Origin of the sequence: Amnibacterium sp. CER49 (genome assembly GCF_029846255.1) — a bacterium.
Lineage (GTDB): Bacteria > Actinomycetota > Actinomycetes > Actinomycetales > Microbacteriaceae > Amnibacterium.
In genome coordinates this window covers 226145-243925 of the sequence record NZ_JARVWQ010000002.1, presented here as the reverse complement: position 1 = coordinate 243925, position 17781 = coordinate 226145, and the positions used below count along the sequence as shown (strand labels likewise).

Genomic DNA, 17781 nt, shown 5'->3' with positions numbered 1-17781 from the left:
CTCCGAGTGGATCCGATGGAGGATGGCACGCATGTGCCGCCTGCTCGCCTACGTCTCCCGCACCCCCACGACGCTCACCGAGGTGCTCGGCGCGGACGCGCTGCAGCGGTTCGTCGACCTCGCGCGCCAGCACACGGACGGCTGGGGTCTCGCCTGGGCGACCGAGGACGGCGTCGGTACCGCCCGGTACCCGGACCCGGCGCACGAGAGCCCGGAGTTCGCCCGCGTCTCCCAGGAGCACCGCACCGACGCGGCGGTCGCCCATGTGCGGTGGGCCACCGACGGCCTCGCGATCGACGTCCGCAACACGCATCCCTTCACGGACGGCCGGATCGCGTTCGCGCACAACGGCGCGATCCGGCCCGCGACCCGGCTCGACGAGCTCGTCGCCGAGGACGTGCGCGGCCTCCGGGAAGGCACGACGGACAGCGAGCGCTACTACCTCTCGGTGCTCGACAAGGCGCGCCGCATGGACGTCGCCGCCGCGCTCGCGGAGACCACCACCGCGATCGCGGAGGGCGGCTTCGACTACACGTGCCTGAACGCCATGGTGCTGACGAGCACCGAGCTCGTCGTGGCCAACCGCTTCCGGCCAGAGGCCGAGGCGCTCGAGGGTCCCGAGTACTACCGGCTGCGCTACCGGGTGACGCCGGACGCCGTCGTCGTCGCGTCGACCGGCTGGGGCGGCGACGGCTGGCGCTCTCTCGAGAACGGGCAGCTGCTCGTCGTGCAGCGCCACACCCTCGAGGTCGATGTCCGCGACCTCGCCGAGGTGGCCGCCGCCGCCTGAGCCCCGGTCAGCCGCCGACAGGCGCCTCCGTCGTCGACAGGCCCTCGGACCGCGCGAGCAGCTGTCCGGCGCGCACCGCCGCGGCGGGGCGGGCGAGCACGCCCACGAGCGCGACGACCAGCCAGGCCACCGCGAGCCCGGGACCCCAGAGGCCGGCGCCGGTGGGCAGCGGGACGATGTTCCGGAACAGCGTGTACGCCAGCACGAGCAGCGCGAGGATCGGCACGACGATCTCCCACGTCGCCACCTTGCGCGCGCCGCTGAAGAACAGGAGCCGGATCGCCCCGATGGTCGCGAGCACGTAGGCGACGAGCAGGATCAGCGTCCCCGTGGTGCCGGAGGTGACGAACAGGTCGAACGGCTTCACGCGGAGCACGAACCAGGACACCGCGATGAACACGTAGATGAGCACCGCGACCGCCGCGACGGCCACGTTCGGCACCCCGTGCCTCGCCGACACCCGCGAGAACGGCGCCGGGCCGAGGCCGTCGCGCGACAGCGCGAAGATCAGCCGCGAGGCGCCCACGGCGCAGGCGAGGCAGCACGCGACGGCGCTGAACGCGGCGCCGAGGGTGATGAGGTCACCGATCCACGGGGCGATGTACGTCGCGCCGAGGTCGCCGACGAGCGAGCCCGACGCGACGAACGCCTTCACGCCCTTCGCGTCGGTGCCGAAGCCCATCACCTCGATCGCGGTGACGACGATGAAGTACACGCCCCCGAAGATCGCCGTGCCGAGGATGGCCCGCGGGATGTCCCGCCGCGGCTCGCGCGCCTCCTCGCCGAGCGTCGCCGCCGCCTCGAAGCCGGCGAACGACAGGAAGGCGAAGACGACCCCGAGGAACACGGTCGACGGGTCGCTGCCCGGTTCGACCGCGAACACCGACAGGTCGAAGGTGTGGCCCCCGGGCGCGTTGCCGACGAGCAGCCGCACGGCGACCACCACCGCGACGATGAGGATCAGCGCCACCGTCGTCGTCTCGGCGATGAACAGGAACCGGGTGCCGCCCTTGGCGGGGCGGGAGGCGAGGAACCAGACGACCGCGAGCACGATCGAGCCGAGCAGGAAGCCGAGCCAGTCCGGGGCGTCCTTCCAGAACAGGCGCTGCACGAGCGAGGTGAGGAAGATGCCGGAGGCCATGCTCGTCACGGCGCCGTAGAAGATGTAGGTGCCCGCCATCGCCCAGCCGCTGAACGCGCCCGAGCGCGGCCCGAGGGTCACCCCGACGAAGCCGTAGACGCTGCCGGAGTGGTTGAACCGCTGGCTCAGCCGCACGAACGTGTAGGCGATCAGCAGCACCGCGACCGTCGCGATCACGAACGTGAGCGGCACGGCTCGGCCGACGAGACCGGCGGAGCCCTGCGGGTTGATGTTGATCGCCATCGAGGGCGCCATCAGCGCCACGCTGACGCCGATCGCCTCCCAGACGGACAGGTTGCGGCGCAGCGCCGGGGCGCCGTCGCTCTCGGTCGTGCGCGCGAGCGCCTCGTCGGTCACGGAAGGGTCCTTCCTCGTCGGTCGAGCTGGTTCAGGAGTCGGGCAGGCCGTACAGCCGGCGGGCGTTGCCCGAGGCGGAGAGCTCGAGCACGCGCCGGGCGTCGCCCGGCGACCACTCCCCCTCGTCGACGAAGCCGCCGATCACCCGGGTGACGGCGTTCCGCCACAGGCGGGCGCCGAGGTAGTGCAGCTCCGCCGGTCCCCAGGCGTCCGAGGAGTAGAGCACCTTCGCGAACGGCGCGGCCTCGTAGCTGCGGGCGACGAGCGCGGCGGCGCGAGCGCCGAGGTAGTTGAGCGCGAGCCCGACGTCGAGATAGACGTTGCCGAACGCCTGCGCGAGGTACCCCGCCTCCCGCTCGTAGGGGTAGCAGTGCAGCAGCAGCACCGGCACGGCCTGCGCCTCGGGGGTGCGCAGCAGCGGCAGCAGCAGCATCGGGTTCGTGCGGTGCAGGTCGAGGTCGCGGTCGCCGAACCCGACGTGCAGCTGCAGGGGCAGCCCGGCGTCGACTGCGGCGAGGATCCCGAAGACGATGAGCGAGCGGTCCTTGAGCTGCGGGTTCCCCGCCGCCACCTGCGCCTCGGCGGCGCGCTGCACCTCGTCGTCGCCAGGTCGCCGCCAGTCGATGTCGAACCCGGTGCGGTAGGCGAGGACGCTCTTCGCTCCGGCCGCCCCCCGCACCCGCGCGGCGTGCACCTCGGCCCGGAACCGGGCAGGGTAGTCGTCCGCGCCCTGAACGAGCAGCATCGCGGCGATCGCCTCGAGCCGCACGACCTCGTGGACGCGCGCGCCGGTGATGTCACGCACCTCGTCGAGCGAGAGCACCTCGTCCGCGCCGAAGCCCGTGTCGAGCACCCAGTCCGAGACGCCCGCGGCGCGGAGGAAGCGCCGGTTCACCTCGGACTCGCCGAGCTCCGCCCGGCGGCTCCAGTAGTCGTCCGCGGCCGCATGCGGGGGCAGGTCGAGCAGCGGGGCGCACCAGCGGCGGACCGCGAAGCCGAGCTGCGAGTCGAACCCCGAGACGAACTCGGGCAGCGGGTCGGTGCTGCCCTCGTTCAGCGCGTTCTCGAAGCGGCTGCGCGAGAGGTCCGCACGGAACGACCCGTGCACGTGGTGGTCGACGAGCGGCAGCGCCTCGACGAAGCCGACCAGGTCGGCCATCAGATCGACCAGGCGAAGCGGAAGCGGGCCGGCAGCTCCTCGGCGGGCACGTCGCCGTGATGGTCGAGCTCCCATCGGCGCACTGCGAGCACCGCGGCGACGACCGGCTCGCCCAGCACGAGGGCGGCGGACGCCGACGCCTCGAGCGCGTCGAGCGCCGGGGCGAGCTCGGACGGCATGCGCACGATCCCCCGCTCGTCGGCGACATCGACGGGGTTCACCGGCACCTCCGCGGGCAGCGCCGTGCCGGCACGGACGCCCTGGAGCGCCGCGCCGAGCACCGCGGCCGACGCGAGGTACGGGTTCGCGGAGGGGTCGATCGGCTTCACCTCGATGTTCGCGCCGTGCGGGTTGCCGGGCGTCGCCTCCAGGAAGCGGATCGCGGCCTCGCGGTTCTCACGGCCCCAGCACGCGAACGCCCCGGACCAGAACCCCGGCCGCAGCCGGGCGCCGGAGAGGATCGAGCCGCTCAGCACCGCATGGATGCCGGGCAGCGCCTCCACCAGCCCGCCGATCGCGGCGCCGCCCTCCGTCGTGATGCCGTACGGGCCGTCGCCACCGGAGAAGAGGGGCGCGCCGTCCCGGCTGAAGGAGAAGTGGAGGTGCGCGCCATTGCCGCCGCCGCCCGCGAACGGGAACGGCGAGAACGAGGCGAGCAGCCCGTGCCGCCGCGCGATGCGCGAGACGAGCAACCGGGAGAGCACCGCGGCGTCCGCGGCGGCGAGGGGTGACAGCGGGGGCAGCGAGAACTCGAACTGCCCGGGCACGTACTCGGCATGCAGCTGCTCGAGCCCGAGCCCTGCCGCGGTCGCCTCGCCGACCAGGTCGGCGAGGAAGGCCTCGTGGTCGAGCACCGGGCCGAACCCGTAGGGCGTCCAGCCGCGGCGCGGCCAGGCCTCGCCGTCCCCGGCGGTGACGACGAACTCGAGCTCGTGCCCCACGAGCACGTCCAGGCCCGCGGCCTCGACGTCGGCCTGGACGCGCCGCAGCGTGCCCCGCGGGTCGATCGGCAGCGGCTCCCCGGCCTGGTCGAACAGCTCGGTCGGCGCCCACGCGAGGCCGCCGTCGAGCTCGGTGAGCGCGTCGAGGTCGAGGCGGAGGCGGAGGTCGCCGACGACGCCGAGGTCGGGGGTGAAGGCGATGCCGCCGTCGATGCAGAACACGTTCCAGGTGGGCGAGACGCCGAGGCCGCTGCTCGCGAACGCGCCGAGCCGCGCGGGGCTCACCGTCTTGCCGAGCACGATGCCGGCGCTGTTCACGAAGCTTCCCCCGATGAGGCGCACGCCGCGCTCGGTCAGCGCCTCGGCCGCAGCGGTGAGGGCGACCGGATCCGGAGCGGGCAGGACTCGGGGGGTGCTCACGGCGACATGCTGGCAGAGGGCCGCTTCCGGGTGCGTCTCGTTACGGACACGGTCGGCACGAGCGACGCATTCGTTGCCGTGCCATACGAATTGCACGCCCAGGAGGGCGTCGGTAGCGTCGATCCCGGAGCCGGCGCGGTGAGCGCGACGGCAGATCGGGACGAGGGGGTTCGCGTGGCACTGTCCGACGGCACGCTCGGGATCGGCATGGCCGGCTACGGGTTCATGGGAGCGGCGCACTCGCAGGGCTGGCGGAGCGCTCCGGCGTTCTTCGACCTGCCCGCGCAGGTGCGGATGACGGCGGTCGCGGGCCGCAACCAGGAGGCCGTCTCGGCGGCCGCGGCGAAGTGGGGGTGGTCCCGCGCCGAGACCGACTGGCGGGCGCTGATCGACGCCGACGACATCGACCTCATCGACGTCTGCACGCCGGGCGACAGCCACGTCGACATCGCGATCGCCGCCCTCGAGGCGGGCAAGCACGTGATCTGCGAGAAGCCGCTCGCGAACTCCGTCGCCGAGGCCGAGCGCATGGCCGACGCCGCCCGGGCCGCCGCCGAGCGCGGCGTCTTCGCGATGGTCGGCTTCAGCTACCGCCGGGTGCCGGCCGTCGGGCTCGCGAAGCGGCTGATCGAGGAGGGCAGGCTCGGCCGCATCCGCCAGGTGCGCGCGCAGTACCTGCAGGACTGGCTCGCCGACGCCTCCGCCCCGATGACCTGGCGCCTCGACAAGTCGCTCGCGGGCTCCGGCGCCCTCGGCGACATCGGCGCGCACGCGATCGACATGACGCAGTACCTCACCGACTCCCCCATCACCTCGGTGAGCGGGGTGCTCGAGACGTTCGTGACGGAGCGCCCGAAGCTCGCCGAGCGCGCAGGGCTCAGCGGGCGCGCCTCCGACGAGACCGGCACGGTCACCGTCGACGACGCCGCCCTGTTCACCGCCCGCTTCGGCGACGGCGCCCTCGGGCAGTTCGAGGCGACCCGCATGGCGACCGGACGCAAGAACGCGTTCCGGTTCGAGCTCTCGGGCGAGCGCGGCGCGATCGCGTTCGACTTCGAGGACATGAACGTCCTCTGGTTCTACGACGCGACGGACCCCGAGGAGACCCTCGGCTTCCAGCGCATCCTCGCCACCGAGCCGTCCCACCCGTGGGTGGGCGCCTGGTGGCCGACCGGGCACGGCCTCGGCTACGAGCACGCGTTCTCGCACCAGATCGTCGACTTCGTGAACGACATCGCGGCCGGACGCCCGCCGCGCCCGTCGTTCGACGAGGGCCTGCAGGTGCAGCGGGTGCTCGCCGCGATCGAGGAGAGCGCCGCGAACGGCAGCGCATGGACGACGACGGAGGGCATCCGATGACCGACACGAAGAAGCAGGCGCTCGTCGTCCGGGGCGGATGGTTCGGCCACCAGCCGAAGGAGGCGACCGAGGAGTTCATCCCCTTCCTCGAGGAGCACGGCTACGAGGTCCGCATCGAGGAGTCCCCCGCCGTCTACGCCGACGCCGAGTACATGCCGACGGTCGACCTCATCGTGCAGACGATGACGATGTCGACGATCGAGATGGACCAGTTCCTCGGGCTCCGCGCCGCGATCGAGGCGGGCGCCGGGTTCGCCGGCTGGCACGGCGGCATCGCCGACTCGTACCGGAACACGGCCCAGTACCTGCAGATGGTCGGCGCGCAGTTCGCCGAGCACCCCGGCAAGCACCCCGACGAGCGCACCGGCGAGCAGGACGACAACTACCTGCCGCACACGATCGAGATCACCGACCTCGGCCGCAGCCACGAGATCACGGCGGGCATCGAGGACTTCGAGCTGACGACGGAGCAGTACTGGGTGCTGCACGACGACTACATGGACGTGCTCGCCACCACCACCCAGGCGGTGCGCCCCTGGGACCCGTGGAACAAGCCGATCACCTCACCCGCCGTGTACACGCGGCAGTGGGGCGAAGGACGCATCTTCGTCTCGACCCCGGGCCACCGCGTCGAGATCCTGCGCGACCGCAACGTGCGCACCATCATCGAGCGGGGGCTGCTGTGGGCGAGCCGCTGAGGGTCGGGGTCATCGGCGTCGGAAACATCAGCGCTCAGTACTTCGCGTCGTTCCCGCGGCTGCCGGGTCTGCGCCTCGTCGCGGTCGCGGACATGAACGAGCAGCGGGCGCGCGAGGTCGCGGCCGAGCAGGGCGTGCAGGCCCTGACCGTGGACGAGCTGCTCGCCGTCCCCGACGTCGACGTCGTGCTCAACCTCACGATCCCGGCGGCGCACGTCGAGGTCGGCACGCGCGCCCTGCGGGCGGGCAAGCACGTCTTCGCCGAGAAGCCGCTCGGCCTCTCGGTGGACGAGGCGCGGCCGATGCTCGAGCTCGCCGCGTCGCTCGGCCTCCGGGTCGGCAGCGCGCCCGACACGGTGCTCGGCACCGGTGTGCAGACCGCCAGGCAGGTGCTCGACGCCGGCACCGTCGGGGCGCCCGTCTCCGCGAACGCCGTGTGGAGCGCGCCAGGGCACGAGCGCTGGCATCCCGCGCCCGCCTTCTTCTACCAGCCCGGCGGCGGCCCGCTGCTCGACATGGGCCCGTACTACCTCACCGCCCTCGTCACCCTGCTCGGTCCCGTCACGCGGGTGAGCGGCGTCGGTCGGCGGTCGACGAGGGAGCGCGCGATCGCCACCGGGCCGAGCTCGGGCACCACGATCCCGATCGACATCGACACGACCGTCACGGCGGTCCTCGAGCACGCCTCCGGCCCCTTCTCGACGCTCACCGTGTCGTTCGACCGCTGGGCGACGAAGGCGCCCATGCCGCTGTTCGAGCTCTACGGCGAGACCGGCACCATCGCCGTGCCCGACCCCAACCGCTTCGACGACCCCGTCGAGGTGTTCGAGTCGGCGTCCGGCGAGTGGCGCACCGTGGAGCCTTCGGGCGGGTACGCCGAAGCGGCCCGCGGATACGGGCTCGCCGACCTCGCCCGCGCCGTCGAGACGGACCGGCCGCACCGCGCCTCCGGCGACCTCGCCCTGCACGTGCTCGAGATCATGGACGCCGTCGCCGCCTCGAGCAGCACGGGCCGGGCCGTCGACCTCTCGACCACGACCTCGCGGCCCGACGCGGTGCCCGCGGGGGTGACGCCGAGCACCTGGTGAGGTCCGCTCCCACCCGCTGAGCGGCGGCCGATCGGCTCGTGTTCGTGGGGTTTGACACGGCCGAGCCGCCGCTGGTGCAATGCATCGAGCAGCAGGCGCGACCGCGAGGAGGCGGCATGGCCAGGACCGTCGACCGACCGACCAGGGGCCCCGCGCGGCCGCTGCCGTACGTGATCGTGGGGGTGCTGCTCGCGATCGGGATCATCGCGCCGCTGCTCGTGCCGACGTACGCGCGCACCGATCCGACCCTCGCCGGGATCCCGTTCTTCTACTGGTACCAGATGCTCTGGGTGCTGCTCGACACCGGCCTGCTCGCGATCTGCTACTTCATCATCCGTGCCGAGGACCGCCGTCGCCGCGCGGCGGTCGGGGTCGACCGGGTTGCCGCGCGGGCGGAGCAGGACCGATGACGCCCCTGGCCGCGGCGGCGCCCGCGAAGCCGGTCGACGTCGTGCCGCTCGTCGTCGTCATCGTGCTCTTCGTCGTCGTCGCCGGCATCGGGTTCGCCGCGTCCCGCTGGCGTGCCGCCCCCTCGGGCCTCAAGTCGCTCGACGAGTGGGGCCTCGGGGGCCGCGGCTTCGGCGGCTGGGTCACCTGGTTCCTCCTCGGCGGCGATCTCTACACCGCGTACACGTTCGTCGCGGTGCCCGCCGCGATGTTCAGCACGGGCGCGGTGAGCGGCTTCTTCGCCGTGCCGTACACGACGGTGCTCTACCCGATCGTGTTCCTGCTCATGGCCCGGCTCTGGTCGGTGTCGCACCGGCACGGCTTCGTGACCCCGGCCGACTTCGTCGGCGGCCGCTACGGCAGCCGGGCGCTCTCGACCGCGGTGGCGGTGACCGGCATCGTCGCGACGATGCCCTACATCGCGCTGCAGCTCGTCGGCATCAAGGCGGTGCTCTCGGTGCTCGGCGTCGGCGGCGGCGGGAACGCGTTCCTGCAGGACCTGCCGCTCATCATCGCGTTCCTCGTGCTCGCCGCCTACACCTACACCGCTGGCCTCCGCGCGCCGGCGCTCATCGCGGTCGTGAAGGACCTGCTCATCTACGTCGCGATCCTCGTGGCGATCGTCTACCTGCCCCTCAGGTTCGGCGGCTTCCCCGAGATCTTCGGCGCCGCCACCGCGAAGCTGACGGCCACGAGCCCGGTCACCGGCAAGCCGATCGGCTCGGTCGTGCCGCCCGCGGCGAGCTTCAACGCCTACTGGACGCTCGCTCTCGGCTCCGCCATGGCGCTCTTCATGTACCCGCACTCCATCACCGGGGTGCTCGCCACGAAGAGCCGCGGCACGATCCGCCGCAACGCGGTCGCGCTGCCCGCGTACTCGCTCGTGCTCGGCTTCCTCGCGTTCCTCGGCTACGTCGCGATCAAGGCCGGCACGAAGCCGATCGATCTGAACGGCCTGCCGAACCCGCAGCTCGTCGTGCCGCAGCTCTTCCTCGACAACTTCCCGGGCTGGTTCGCCGGCATCGCGCTCGCCGCGATCGCGATCGGCGCGCTCGTGCCCGCCGCGATCATGTCGATCGCGGCGTCCAACCTGTTCACGCGCAACATCTACCGCGACCTGTTCGCGCCGCAGGCGTCGGCGCAGCGGCAGGCCTCGGTGTCGAAGATCGTGTCGCTGCTCGTGAAGTTCGGCGCGCTGCTCTTCGTGATCGGGCTCGACCAGTCGTCCGCGATCAACCTGCAGCTGCTCGGCGGCATCTGGATCCTGCAGACCTTCCCCGCGATCGTCGGCGGCCTGTACACGCGCTGGTTCGACCGCTGGGCGCTCCTCACGGGCTGGGCCGCCGGCATCCTCGTCGGCACGGTCTCGGCCTACAGCGTCGTGAACCCGCTGACGAAGGCGCACTTCGGCGGCTCGATCGCGCCGCTCCCGTTCACGACGACGCCGGTGTACATCGGCATCACCGCGCTCGTGGTGAACGCGCTGGTCTCGGTGGTGCTCACGCTGATCCTCCGGGCGATGCGCGTCCAGCCCGGCACCGACATCACGACGACCTCCGACTACGGCGCCGACGAGCACGACCCGAAGGTCGTGGCGCTCGAGGACCGCGCGACCGAGGCGGAGCCGCCGGTCACGCAGCCGCCGACGGCGTGACGCCGCGCCCGCGGGGTTCGCCGAGGACCCCGCGGGCGAGCAGCGTCGCGCCCGCGACCGCGGCGGGCATGACCACGACGGCGCCGAGCGGCACGAGCAGCAGCAGGGCCACCGGCACGCCGAAGCCGAGCGCCCGTCCGGGGCGCGACCGCAGCACCCGGCGCCGCTCGCGCAGCCGATGACCGCGCGCCTCGAAGGCGTAGCCCGTGAGCTCGACCGCGAGCAGCCAGCCGCCCGCGACGGCGCCCCACACCGCGGCGAGCACCGGGCCCGCGACCGGAACGAGGCCGAGCACGAACGACACGAGCCCGACGGCGAGGCCCGCGACGAGGAGACGGGCGCCGTCGCCGACCGCGCGGGCGACGCCACGCAGCAGCGGGACGTGCGGCTCGGGCGGGACCCGCCCGGCGGTCTCGTCGACCCGCCGCGCGATCCGCTCGTAGCACGGGTCGCCCACCGCGACCGTGACGGCGGCGTACGCGAGCACCAGCACGACCCCGGCGACGACGAGCAGCGCGACCGCGAGCAGCGCCCGGACCGCGTCGCGGAGCCCGGGTGCCCACGGGTCGGCGAACGGCGTCGCGCCGGCGACGATCCCGGGCAGCAGCACCAGCAGCAGCACGACGACCCCGGCGAAGGCGACGAGCACGACGAGCGCCGGCACCGCGCCGAGCAGCAGCAGGGCGGGCGACGTGGCCCAGGCGCGGAAGCCGCCGAGCAGGTCGCGCACGCCGGCACCCACGTCGCGGGCGAACGACGGCCGGGCGCGCTCCATCGCAGCAGTCTGCAGGCCCCGCCGGGGCGCGCGGCGCGATCGGGCCGCGCAGCGTCCGGACGACCTGGCACAGTGACCTCATGAGGGAGCCGACACCGGACGACGAGGGCTCGGAGGCGGACGCCGTGTTCCGCGACATCCTGGCGAGCTACGCCGGTGCCGGCGGGGTCACGACGAAGGCGATGTTCGGCAGCGTGGCGCTGCTCGCCGACGGGCACCTCGCCGCGTTCGTCGACCGGCGAGGCCGGTTCGTCGCGAAGCTGCCCGAGGCGACGCGGGTGCGGCTGCAGGCGGCGGGTCTCGCCGTGCCGATGGAGATGGCCGGGCGCCCGACGAAGGAATGGGTCGCCGTGGCGCTCTCCCCCGACGCCGACTGGTGGGCGCTCGCCGACGAGGCCGTCGGCTTCGTCCGCGATCGGTGACCGCGACGCCCGTCGTCCCCGCGGCTGGTCGCGCCCTCGGCGAGACGGTCGCCCTGCTCGCCTGGGCGGCCGGTGTGCTGCTCGTCGTCTGGTTTGTGGCGTTCCCGCTCGTCCGCGACGACTGGCAGGCCGCCGGCCTGCAGGTCGTCGCCTACGTGGTCACGCTGCTCCCCGCGCTGCTCCTCCGTCCCCCGGCGCGGCTGCCGGCCGGTGCGCGGCGCATCCCCGCGATCGTCGCAGCTGCCGTGCTCGTCGCGGGCCTCGCCGTGGCGGTCGGGACCGGCGGCTGGACGGGCCTGCCGCGGCACGTCGTCACCGCGGGGTCCGCCGGGATCGGCGAGGAGCTGCTGTTCCGCGGGGTGCTCTGGGACCGCTTGACGCGCGTGCTGCCCGGGCCGCTGCTGCTCGTCGCGGTCGACGCCGCGCTCTTCGCGGTGTACCACGTGCCGAGCGTGATCGTCCAGCACGAGCCGGGTCGGCAGCTGCTCATCACCTTCGGCTTCGGCGTGCTGTTCGCGGGGCTCCGGGTCGCCTCACGGGGGCTCGTGCTGCCGACGGCCGTGCACGTCGCCGTGGACCTCAGCAGCTGAGGCCCCGGAGCGACGTCAGCGCGCGGGAGCGATGTCAGCGCGCCGGGCGTGCCCGGTGCCGGCCCGCGGCGGCGTCGGCGGTGGCCTCGGCGCCCGCCCGGTCCTCCCACGGCAGCCGATCGCCCTCAGCGACGGGCTGGATCGGCACGACGACGATCGGCCGGTACTGCCGGTGCGCGAGGCGCAGGGCGACCGAGCCGGCGAAGAAGTTGTGGAGCGCCCCGCGGAACCCGGCGTGGCGGGCGCCGACGACGATCAGGGTCGCGTCGACCTCGTCCGCCACGCGCATGAGCTCGCCCGCGGGCTCGCCGACGAGCTGGCGCACCTCCCACGGCACGGAGATGGGGTCGAGCAGGTCACCGACCTGGTCGAGCCACTCGGGCGGGAAGTCGGGCTCGTCCGAGAAGGTGTCCGGGTCGAGCGGCGCGGCGATCATCGTGCCGTCGGCGAGCGCCTGCATCGCGAAGCGGTTCGCGTCGACGGTGACGATCACGAGGCGCGCGCCGAACTGCCGCGCGAAGTCACCGGCGACCTGCAGCACCCAGAGGGGCTGGTCGGGCAGGACCCCCGCGACGACCACGGGCTGCGACGTCGGATGAGGCTGCGGTGGGGTCGGGATCTCGGCCATGATGCCTCCTTCGGCCGCATCATCCCGCGCCGCCCGCCATCGGTCAACGGTCGAGAGCCCCCTGTGACCTGGGGAGACGTGATGAGCACGGCCCCACGGCCCCCGTATCGGCAGCGCGGTCAGACGAGCAGCTGGCGCACGTCCTCCGCGGTGATGCCGGCGCCCGCGCTGCCCGCGGCGTCGCTCATCACCGCGTCGAAGAGCTCGGCCTTCGCGGCCTTCAGCGCCATCACCTTCTCCTCGATCGTGTCGCGGGCGACGAGCCGGTAGACGAGCACCGACCGGGTCTGCCCGATGCGGTGCGCGCGGTCGACCGCCTGCGCCTCCACGGCCGGGTTCCACCACGGGTCGAGCAGCACGCAGTAGTCGGCCTCGGCGAGGTTCAGGCCGAAGCCGCCCGCCTTCAGCGAGATGAGGAACACGTCGGCCTCGCCGGAGCGGAACCGGTCAATCGCCTCGCCGCGCCGCGTGGTCGAGCCGTCGAGGTAGGCGTAGCCGATGTCGGCGTCGTCCAGGCGCTTCCGCACCCGGCTGAGCAGCCGTGTGAACTGGCTGAACACGAGCACGCGGTGGTGCTCGGCGAGGGCGTCCTCGAGCAGCTCGTCGAGCAGGTCGAGCTTCGACGACGGGATGCCCTCGTAGGCGATGTCGACGAGGGCCGCGTCGAGCGCGACCTGCCGCAGGGTCGTGAGCGCCCGGAAGATCTCGAAGCGGTTCCGGTCGAACTCGCCGAGCAGCCCGAGCACCCGCGAGCGCTCGCGGTTCAGGTACCGGTCGTAGACGGCCCGCTGCTTCGGCGACAGCTCGACCTCGAGGGTCTGCTCGATCTTCGGCGGCAGCTCGGACGCGACGAGGTCCTTCGTGCGCCGGAGCATGAGCGGACGGATGCGGCGCCGCAGCTGCGCGAGCCGTTCGGCGTCACCGTCGCGCTCGATCGGCCGCTGGTAGTACTCGGAGAAGCCGTTCGGCGAGGGGAACAGCCCGGGCGCGGCGAGCGAGAGCATCGACCAGAGGTCCATGAGCGAGTTCTCGAGCGGCGTCCCGCTGATCGCGAGCGTGAACGGCACCTGCAGCCCGCGGATGCGCGCGTAGGTGGTCGAAGTCCGGTTCTTCACGAACTGGGCCTCGTCGAGCAGCAGGCCGGACCACGACATCGAGCCGTACGCCGCGGCGTCGATGCGGGCGAGGGCGTAGGAGGTGATGACGAGGTCGGCGTCGCCGATCGTCTCGGTCAGGGGGCGCTTGGCCTTCCGGGTCGTCTCCGTGACGGCGACCGTGCGGACCGACGGAGCGAAGCGCCGCGCCTCCGCGACCCAGTTGGGCACGACGCTCGTCGGCGCGATGACGAGGAAGCGCGGGCGTCCCTCCTGGCGGCCCTCGCCGCCGACCACCCGGGCGATGAGGGCGAGGGCCTGCACGGTCTTGCCGAGTCCCATGTCGTCGGCGAGCACGCCGCCCAGGCGGTTGTCGTAGAGGAAGCACAGCCAGTCGAAGCCGGACTGCTGGTAGGGCCGCAGCTCGGCGTGCAGCCCCGCGGGCAGCGGCCGGGGCTCGAGCTCGCCCGACTCGGTGAAGCCGTCGAGCTCGGTGACGCTGCGCCGCCACGCCTCGGCCTGCTCGGAGACGACGCCGAGCTCGACGAGGTCATCCCAGAGGGAGGTCTGGAAGCGCGAGATCCGCAGCTCGTCGACGGGCCGGTCGGTGAGCTCGAGCGCCTCGGCGATGACCGCGCGCAGCCTCCCGAACACCGGGTTGTCGAGCGGCACGTACACGCCGCCGGGCAGCACGAGGAACTCGTCGCCGGCGGCGAGCGCGCGGAACACGTCGGCGAGGGGCACGGCCTCGTCGCCGACCGTCACCTCGATGTCGAGGTCGAACCAGTCGCGCTCCCCCGGCCGCTCCTTCGTGCCGACGGAGACGACGGGCGCCTCGGTCGCGGGCCGGTAGTCCACGGGGGCGCCGTGCTCCTCGACCGTCACGTCGTGCAGGCGCTTCAGGCGCGGCAGCACGTCGCGGACGAAGGCGATGGTCGCCGCGCTCGACAGGGAGAACCGCGGCCGCGGCCGGCCGGTCGCCTGCACGACCGCGTCGGGCACCGTGCGGAGCCCGCTGCTCGTCACCTCGGCGAGCAGGCGGCGCTCCTGCTCGGGGTCGCGGTACGGCGCGATGCCGTCGGCGTCGATCGGCAGCCGAACGGGCTCGCCGCCGGACTCGGGCACGGCGTAGCGCCACTCCCAGCGCCCGGCGAGGGCCGCGTTCGGCGCGTGGTCGAGCACGAGCACGAGGCCCACGACGGGTGCCGCCGGCGGCGTGAACGAGCCGTCGGACGACACGACGGGCAGCAGCCCGGCGAGACGGCGGTAGTGGTCGGCGAGGAAGAGCGACTCCTCGCCCCGCGGGATGCGGATGGGCGCCGGCAGCTTCAGGAACTGGTGCGCCTGCGCGGCGACCGGCGCGGCGAAGGGCACGAGCGTGATCGGCGTCTCGGCATCGGGTCGGGCGCCGCCCGGCCAGGTCGCGATGCCGATCGCGGGCTCACCGAGCAGCGCGAACGGCGGCGCGACCGGCTCGCCGAGGTGCGAGATCCGCGGCTCGAGCACGAGCCCGTCGTCGCCGCGGACCACGTCGATGGCGGGCTCGGCGGGATCCTCGTCGAGCACGACGGGCGTCTGCTCCCTGCCGCCCGTGATGAGGCCCATGCCGAGCCGCCGGGCGCTTCGGAGCACCGGCCAGACGCTCGCGTGGCAGCGGTCGAGGGCGAGCCACGTGTCGAGGGAGTAGCGCTGCGCCGAGTCCGCGAGCAGCTGGTGCAGCTCGCGGAGCACCTCGAGCTGCTCGGGGTCCCAGTCGTGCACGGCGTAGCCGGAGGTCACCTCGCGCCAGGAGATGCCGGTGCGCCGCCAGCGGTTCTGCCGCCCGAGCTGCACCGGCCGCACCGCGACCGTGAAGCCCTCGTCCCGGGGGCCCGACCGGGCGAAGCGGCCCGGGGATCCGCGGTGGAGCGTCTCGGGCTGCAGCTCGAACTGCAGGCCGAGCACGGTGCCCACGTCGGCGGGGTCGAGGTCGCCGAGGATCGGGTCGAGCGCCCGGCGCCACGCGGCGGTGCCCGCCGGCTTGACCCCGGCGTGCTCCGGGGCCCGGACCGCCTCGAGCAGCAGCGCGCCGACGTGCTTGCAGCGGTCACCGACGTAGCAGTCGCAGGTGCCGGTGACGAGCTCGGGGGCGCCGGCCGGCCGCAGCCGCACCCGCGGCGAGTAGGGCAGCTTGTCGGAGCCACGGACGTGCCCGGAGAGCACGAGCCGGTCGTCGCTCCAGTCGAAGTCGGCCACGCGCCCCTGCCGCTGGTACGCGTCGGCGCGCGCGAAGGTGGCCTGCCCGACGAAGAGGGCGACGGCGAACTCCGAGAACACGGCGGCTCCCCTCCCCCGGCCGAAGCAACCCTCCATTCTCCCCGCATCCGCGACCCGGTCCGTGCATCGTCCAGGGAGCGGGGACGAGGGTGGGCTCCGGAAGATGGAGGTGCACCGTGGAGCAGCCCGTCATCGTCTTCGACGTGAACGAGACGCTGTCCGACCTGGCGCCGCTCGCGCAGCGGTTCGCCGACGTGGGTGCGGACCCGCGAACGGCGCGGATCTGGTTCGGCGAGGTGCTCCGCGACGGCTTCGCGCTGACCCTCGCGGGCACGCCGGTGCCGTTCGCGACGCTCGCCGCGGAGCGGGCCCGCGCGCTGCTCGCCGGCAGCGACGTCGACGGCGGCGTGGAGCACGTGCTCGAGGGGCTGCGCGGCCTGGCCGTCCACCGCGACGTCGTCCCGGGCATCGCGGCGCTCTCCGGCGCCGGGTTCCGGCTCGTGACGCTCACGAACGGTGCGACGGCGACCGCGGAGCGCCTGCTCGGGGACGCGGGGGTGCTGCCGGCCTTCGAGCGCCTGCTCTCGGTCGAGGAGACGGATGCGGCAGGGGCGTGGAAGCCGTCGCCCGCCGCGTACCGCTCCGCCGAGCACGCCCTCGGGCTGCCGCCGGAGCGGCTGCTGCTCGTCGCGGTGCACCCCTGGGACGTGCACGGTGCTGCCACCGCGGGCTGGCGGACCGCCTGGCTCGACCGGCGGAGCGAGCCCTACCCGGTGTCGATGCGGCAGCCGGACCTCCGCGCGGCGGGCCTCGTCGGGCTCGCCGAGCAGCTGACGGCGGGCCCGCCCCCCGGGTCGGGCGATCAGCCGGCCGGGGCGTAGTCGACGTCGGCGCGACCCTGCACGGTCTGCACGATGCGGATCCGCGCGCCCGGCACGAAGGGCGCGAGCGACTCGAACGCGGCCGCGGCGTCGGCGGCGGTCCCCCTGCCGATCGGGTACCACTCGTCGAGCGGAGCGAGCGGGCTGCCGCTGCGGAGCGTGCCGATGAGCACGGCCCAGTAGTAGGAGTTCGAGTAGATGCCGGTGCGTGCGCCGAGGCCGCCGGAGGCGCGAGGCGCGAGGAAGTACGCGGCGGTGCCCTCGACGAGCGCCTCGTTGTACCGCTGGTCGTCGCTGAAGTCGCGCTCCTCCTCGACGTCGAGCCAGAAGATCGTGTCCGTCGTGACCTCGACTCCGGGCAGCGCGGCGCTGCGCGCGGCGGAGGCCCAGCCGAACACGTAGGCGCAGGCAGCGCTCCGGTGCGAGCCCGAGCAGGTCCCGCCGTAGGCCTTCGGCACGGCGACGCGGTGCCCGCGCACCGTGTTCGAGCTCGGCCAGTCGGGCCGGTCGTGGCGCAGCTCGGGTGCCGCCCACGGATCGGCGACCATCACGTAGTAGGCCACGCGCGGCTGATCGGTGCCGCCGACGGCGGTCCGCGCCCAGGCGAGGGTGCGGGCGAGGCAGGCGCTGCGGGTCCCGGGCGTGCCGTTGTTCACGCCGACGATCGCGAACGCCGGCTTCTGCACGAGCGTGCTGTCGAGGGGGTGGCCGCAGTTCGGCCAGGACGCGTCGCCGCCCTGCCCGTAGGGCGAGGCGACGGGAGCGACGCGGCCGTCGGCGCTCGCGACCGGCCCGGAAGGCGGCCAGGACGTGAGCAGCACCGCGGCGGCGGCGAGGCAGGCGAGAGCGAGCACGAGGTGGGCCCAGCGACGGTCGGGCGCGCGACGCCGCCCGCCGCTCCGCCCACGGCGACGCGTGATCGAGACCCGGCGGGCGGCGCTGGGGCGGCGTCGTCCGGTCACCCGCTCCACGGTGCCAGAGGCCGGGACGCTCGCCCGGCAAGCGGGCAGCGCGTCCCCGCATCCCGCCGGGACGCCGTGCGCGGATCGGCGCGTCGTTCCTCCTCATCCGCTGACGAGTC

General features: G+C 73.8%; 16 protein-coding genes. 9 read left to right on the top strand and 7 right to left on the bottom strand.

What is annotated here, in order from left to right; translation table 11 throughout:
- The first annotated feature begins 31 nt into the window (after positions 1–31).
- Complete coding sequence (locus QDR37_RS11110) at positions 32–790, top strand: class II glutamine amidotransferase (protein WP_279713831.1); 759 nt, start codon at positions 32–34, stop codon at positions 788–790.
- A gap of 7 nt (positions 791–797) precedes the next feature.
- Here the strand turns inward: QDR37_RS11110 and QDR37_RS11105 are convergent, their stop codons facing one another.
- Genes QDR37_RS11105 through QDR37_RS11095 form a run of 3 tightly spaced genes read right to left on the bottom strand, consistent with a single transcriptional unit; the run spans position 798 to position 4808 of the window.
- On the bottom strand, positions 798–2288 hold the full coding sequence (locus tag QDR37_RS11105) for an APC family permease (RefSeq protein WP_279713830.1): 1491 nt from the start codon (positions 2286–2288) through the stop codon (positions 798–800).
- Positions 2289–2319: 31 nt separating this feature from the next.
- Positions 2320–3447 (bottom strand): amidohydrolase family protein, encoded by a 1128-nt coding sequence (locus QDR37_RS11100; protein WP_279713828.1) that lies wholly within the window; start codon positions 3445–3447, stop codon positions 2320–2322.
- On the bottom strand, positions 3447–4808 hold the full coding sequence (locus QDR37_RS11095; protein WP_279713827.1) for a glutamine synthetase family protein: 1362 nt from the start codon (positions 4806–4808) through the stop codon (positions 3447–3449). The genes QDR37_RS11100 and QDR37_RS11095 overlap by 1 nt, the downstream gene beginning before the upstream one ends.
- Positions 4809–5015: 207 nt before the next feature.
- On the opposite strand from QDR37_RS11095, the gene QDR37_RS11090 reads away from it, so the two are divergent.
- From QDR37_RS11090 to QDR37_RS11070, 5 genes are all read left to right on the top strand, one after another.
- A complete protein-coding gene (locus QDR37_RS11090) occupies positions 5016–6167 on the top strand; it encodes a Gfo/Idh/MocA family oxidoreductase (protein ID WP_279714855.1) in 1152 nt (383 codons plus the stop codon).
- Entirely contained in the window at positions 6164–6865 is a 702-nt protein-coding gene (locus QDR37_RS11085) for a ThuA domain-containing protein (RefSeq protein ID WP_279713826.1), read from the top strand. Before QDR37_RS11090 ends, QDR37_RS11085 begins: the two co-directional genes overlap by 4 nt.
- Positions 6850–7953, top strand: coding sequence for a Gfo/Idh/MocA family oxidoreductase (locus tag QDR37_RS11080; RefSeq protein WP_279713824.1), 1104 nt, complete (start codon positions 6850–6852; stop codon positions 7951–7953). Before QDR37_RS11085 ends, QDR37_RS11080 begins: the two co-directional genes overlap by 16 nt.
- Positions 7954–8069: 116 nt before the next feature.
- Positions 8070–8363 carry a DUF3311 domain-containing protein gene (locus QDR37_RS11075; protein WP_279713823.1) on the top strand — a complete coding sequence of 98 codons (294 nt, stop codon included), beginning with the start codon at positions 8070–8072 and terminating at the stop codon, positions 8361–8363.
- Positions 8360–10054, top strand: coding sequence for a sodium:solute symporter (locus QDR37_RS11070; RefSeq protein ID WP_279713822.1), 1695 nt, complete (start codon positions 8360–8362; stop codon positions 10052–10054). The genes QDR37_RS11075 and QDR37_RS11070 overlap by 4 nt, the downstream gene beginning before the upstream one ends.
- On the opposite strand, the gene QDR37_RS11065 is transcribed toward QDR37_RS11070, so the two are convergent.
- Positions 10032–10829 carry an EI24 domain-containing protein gene (locus tag QDR37_RS11065; RefSeq protein WP_279713821.1) on the bottom strand — a complete coding sequence of 266 codons (798 nt, stop codon included), beginning with the start codon at positions 10827–10829 and terminating at the stop codon, positions 10032–10034. The two genes, QDR37_RS11070 and QDR37_RS11065, sit on opposite strands and share 23 nt — an antisense overlap.
- 80 nt (positions 10830–10909) lie before the next feature.
- Between QDR37_RS11065 and QDR37_RS11060 the strand changes: the two genes are divergently transcribed.
- Both QDR37_RS11060 and QDR37_RS11055 read left to right on the top strand, forming a co-directional pair.
- Positions 10910–11251, top strand: coding sequence for a TfoX/Sxy family protein (locus tag QDR37_RS11060; protein ID WP_279713820.1), 342 nt, complete (start codon positions 10910–10912; stop codon positions 11249–11251).
- On the top strand, positions 11248–11841 hold the full coding sequence (locus QDR37_RS11055) for a CPBP family intramembrane metalloprotease (RefSeq protein ID WP_279713819.1): 594 nt from the start codon (positions 11248–11250) through the stop codon (positions 11839–11841). Before QDR37_RS11060 ends, QDR37_RS11055 begins: the two co-directional genes overlap by 4 nt.
- Positions 11842–11875: 34 nt before the next feature.
- Here QDR37_RS11055 and QDR37_RS11050 read toward each other — a convergent pair whose 3' ends face one another.
- Together QDR37_RS11050 and QDR37_RS11045 are read right to left on the bottom strand one after the other, a co-directional pair.
- Complete coding sequence (locus QDR37_RS11050) at positions 11876–12469, bottom strand: universal stress protein (protein ID WP_279713818.1); 594 nt, start codon at positions 12467–12469, stop codon at positions 11876–11878.
- A gap of 119 nt (positions 12470–12588) precedes the next feature.
- Positions 12589–15879, bottom strand: coding sequence for a DEAD/DEAH box helicase (locus QDR37_RS11045; protein ID WP_279713817.1), 3291 nt, complete (start codon positions 15877–15879; stop codon positions 12589–12591).
- A gap of 116 nt (positions 15880–15995) precedes the next feature.
- On the opposite strand from QDR37_RS11045, the gene QDR37_RS11040 reads away from it, so the two are divergent.
- Entirely contained in the window at positions 15996–16700 is a 705-nt protein-coding gene (locus QDR37_RS11040) for a haloacid dehalogenase type II (RefSeq protein WP_279713816.1), read from the top strand.
- Here QDR37_RS11040 and QDR37_RS11035 read toward each other — a convergent pair.
- Positions 16682–17662 (bottom strand): hypothetical protein, encoded by a 981-nt coding sequence (locus tag QDR37_RS11035; RefSeq protein ID WP_279713815.1) that lies wholly within the window; start codon positions 17660–17662, stop codon positions 16682–16684. The genes QDR37_RS11040 and QDR37_RS11035 overlap by 19 nt on opposite strands.
- Between the last annotated feature and the right edge of the window lie 119 nt (positions 17663–17781).

Coding starts and splice junctions, on each gene's coding strand:
- QDR37_RS11085 (WP_279713826.1), top strand. CDS start 6,164: ATGACCGACACGAAGAAGCAGGCGCTCGTCGTCCGGGGCGGATGGTTC.
- QDR37_RS11090 (WP_279714855.1), top strand. CDS start 5,016: ATGGCCGGCTACGGGTTCATGGGAGCGGCGCACTCGCAGGGCTGGCGG.
- QDR37_RS11060 (WP_279713820.1), top strand. CDS start 10,910: ATGAGGGAGCCGACACCGGACGACGAGGGCTCGGAGGCGGACGCCGTG.
- QDR37_RS11100 (WP_279713828.1), bottom strand. CDS start 3,447: ATGGCCGACCTGGTCGGCTTCGTCGAGGCGCTGCCGCTCGTCGACCAC.
- QDR37_RS11065 (WP_279713821.1), bottom strand. CDS start 10,829: ATGGAGCGCGCCCGGCCGTCGTTCGCCCGCGACGTGGGTGCCGGCGTG.
- QDR37_RS11075 (WP_279713823.1), top strand. CDS start 8,070: ATGGCCAGGACCGTCGACCGACCGACCAGGGGCCCCGCGCGGCCGCTG.
- QDR37_RS11070 (WP_279713822.1), top strand. CDS start 8,360: ATGACGCCCCTGGCCGCGGCGGCGCCCGCGAAGCCGGTCGACGTCGTG.
- QDR37_RS11050 (WP_279713818.1), bottom strand. CDS start 12,469: ATGGCCGAGATCCCGACCCCACCGCAGCCTCATCCGACGTCGCAGCCC.
- QDR37_RS11110 (WP_279713831.1), top strand. CDS start 32: ATGTGCCGCCTGCTCGCCTACGTCTCCCGCACCCCCACGACGCTCACC.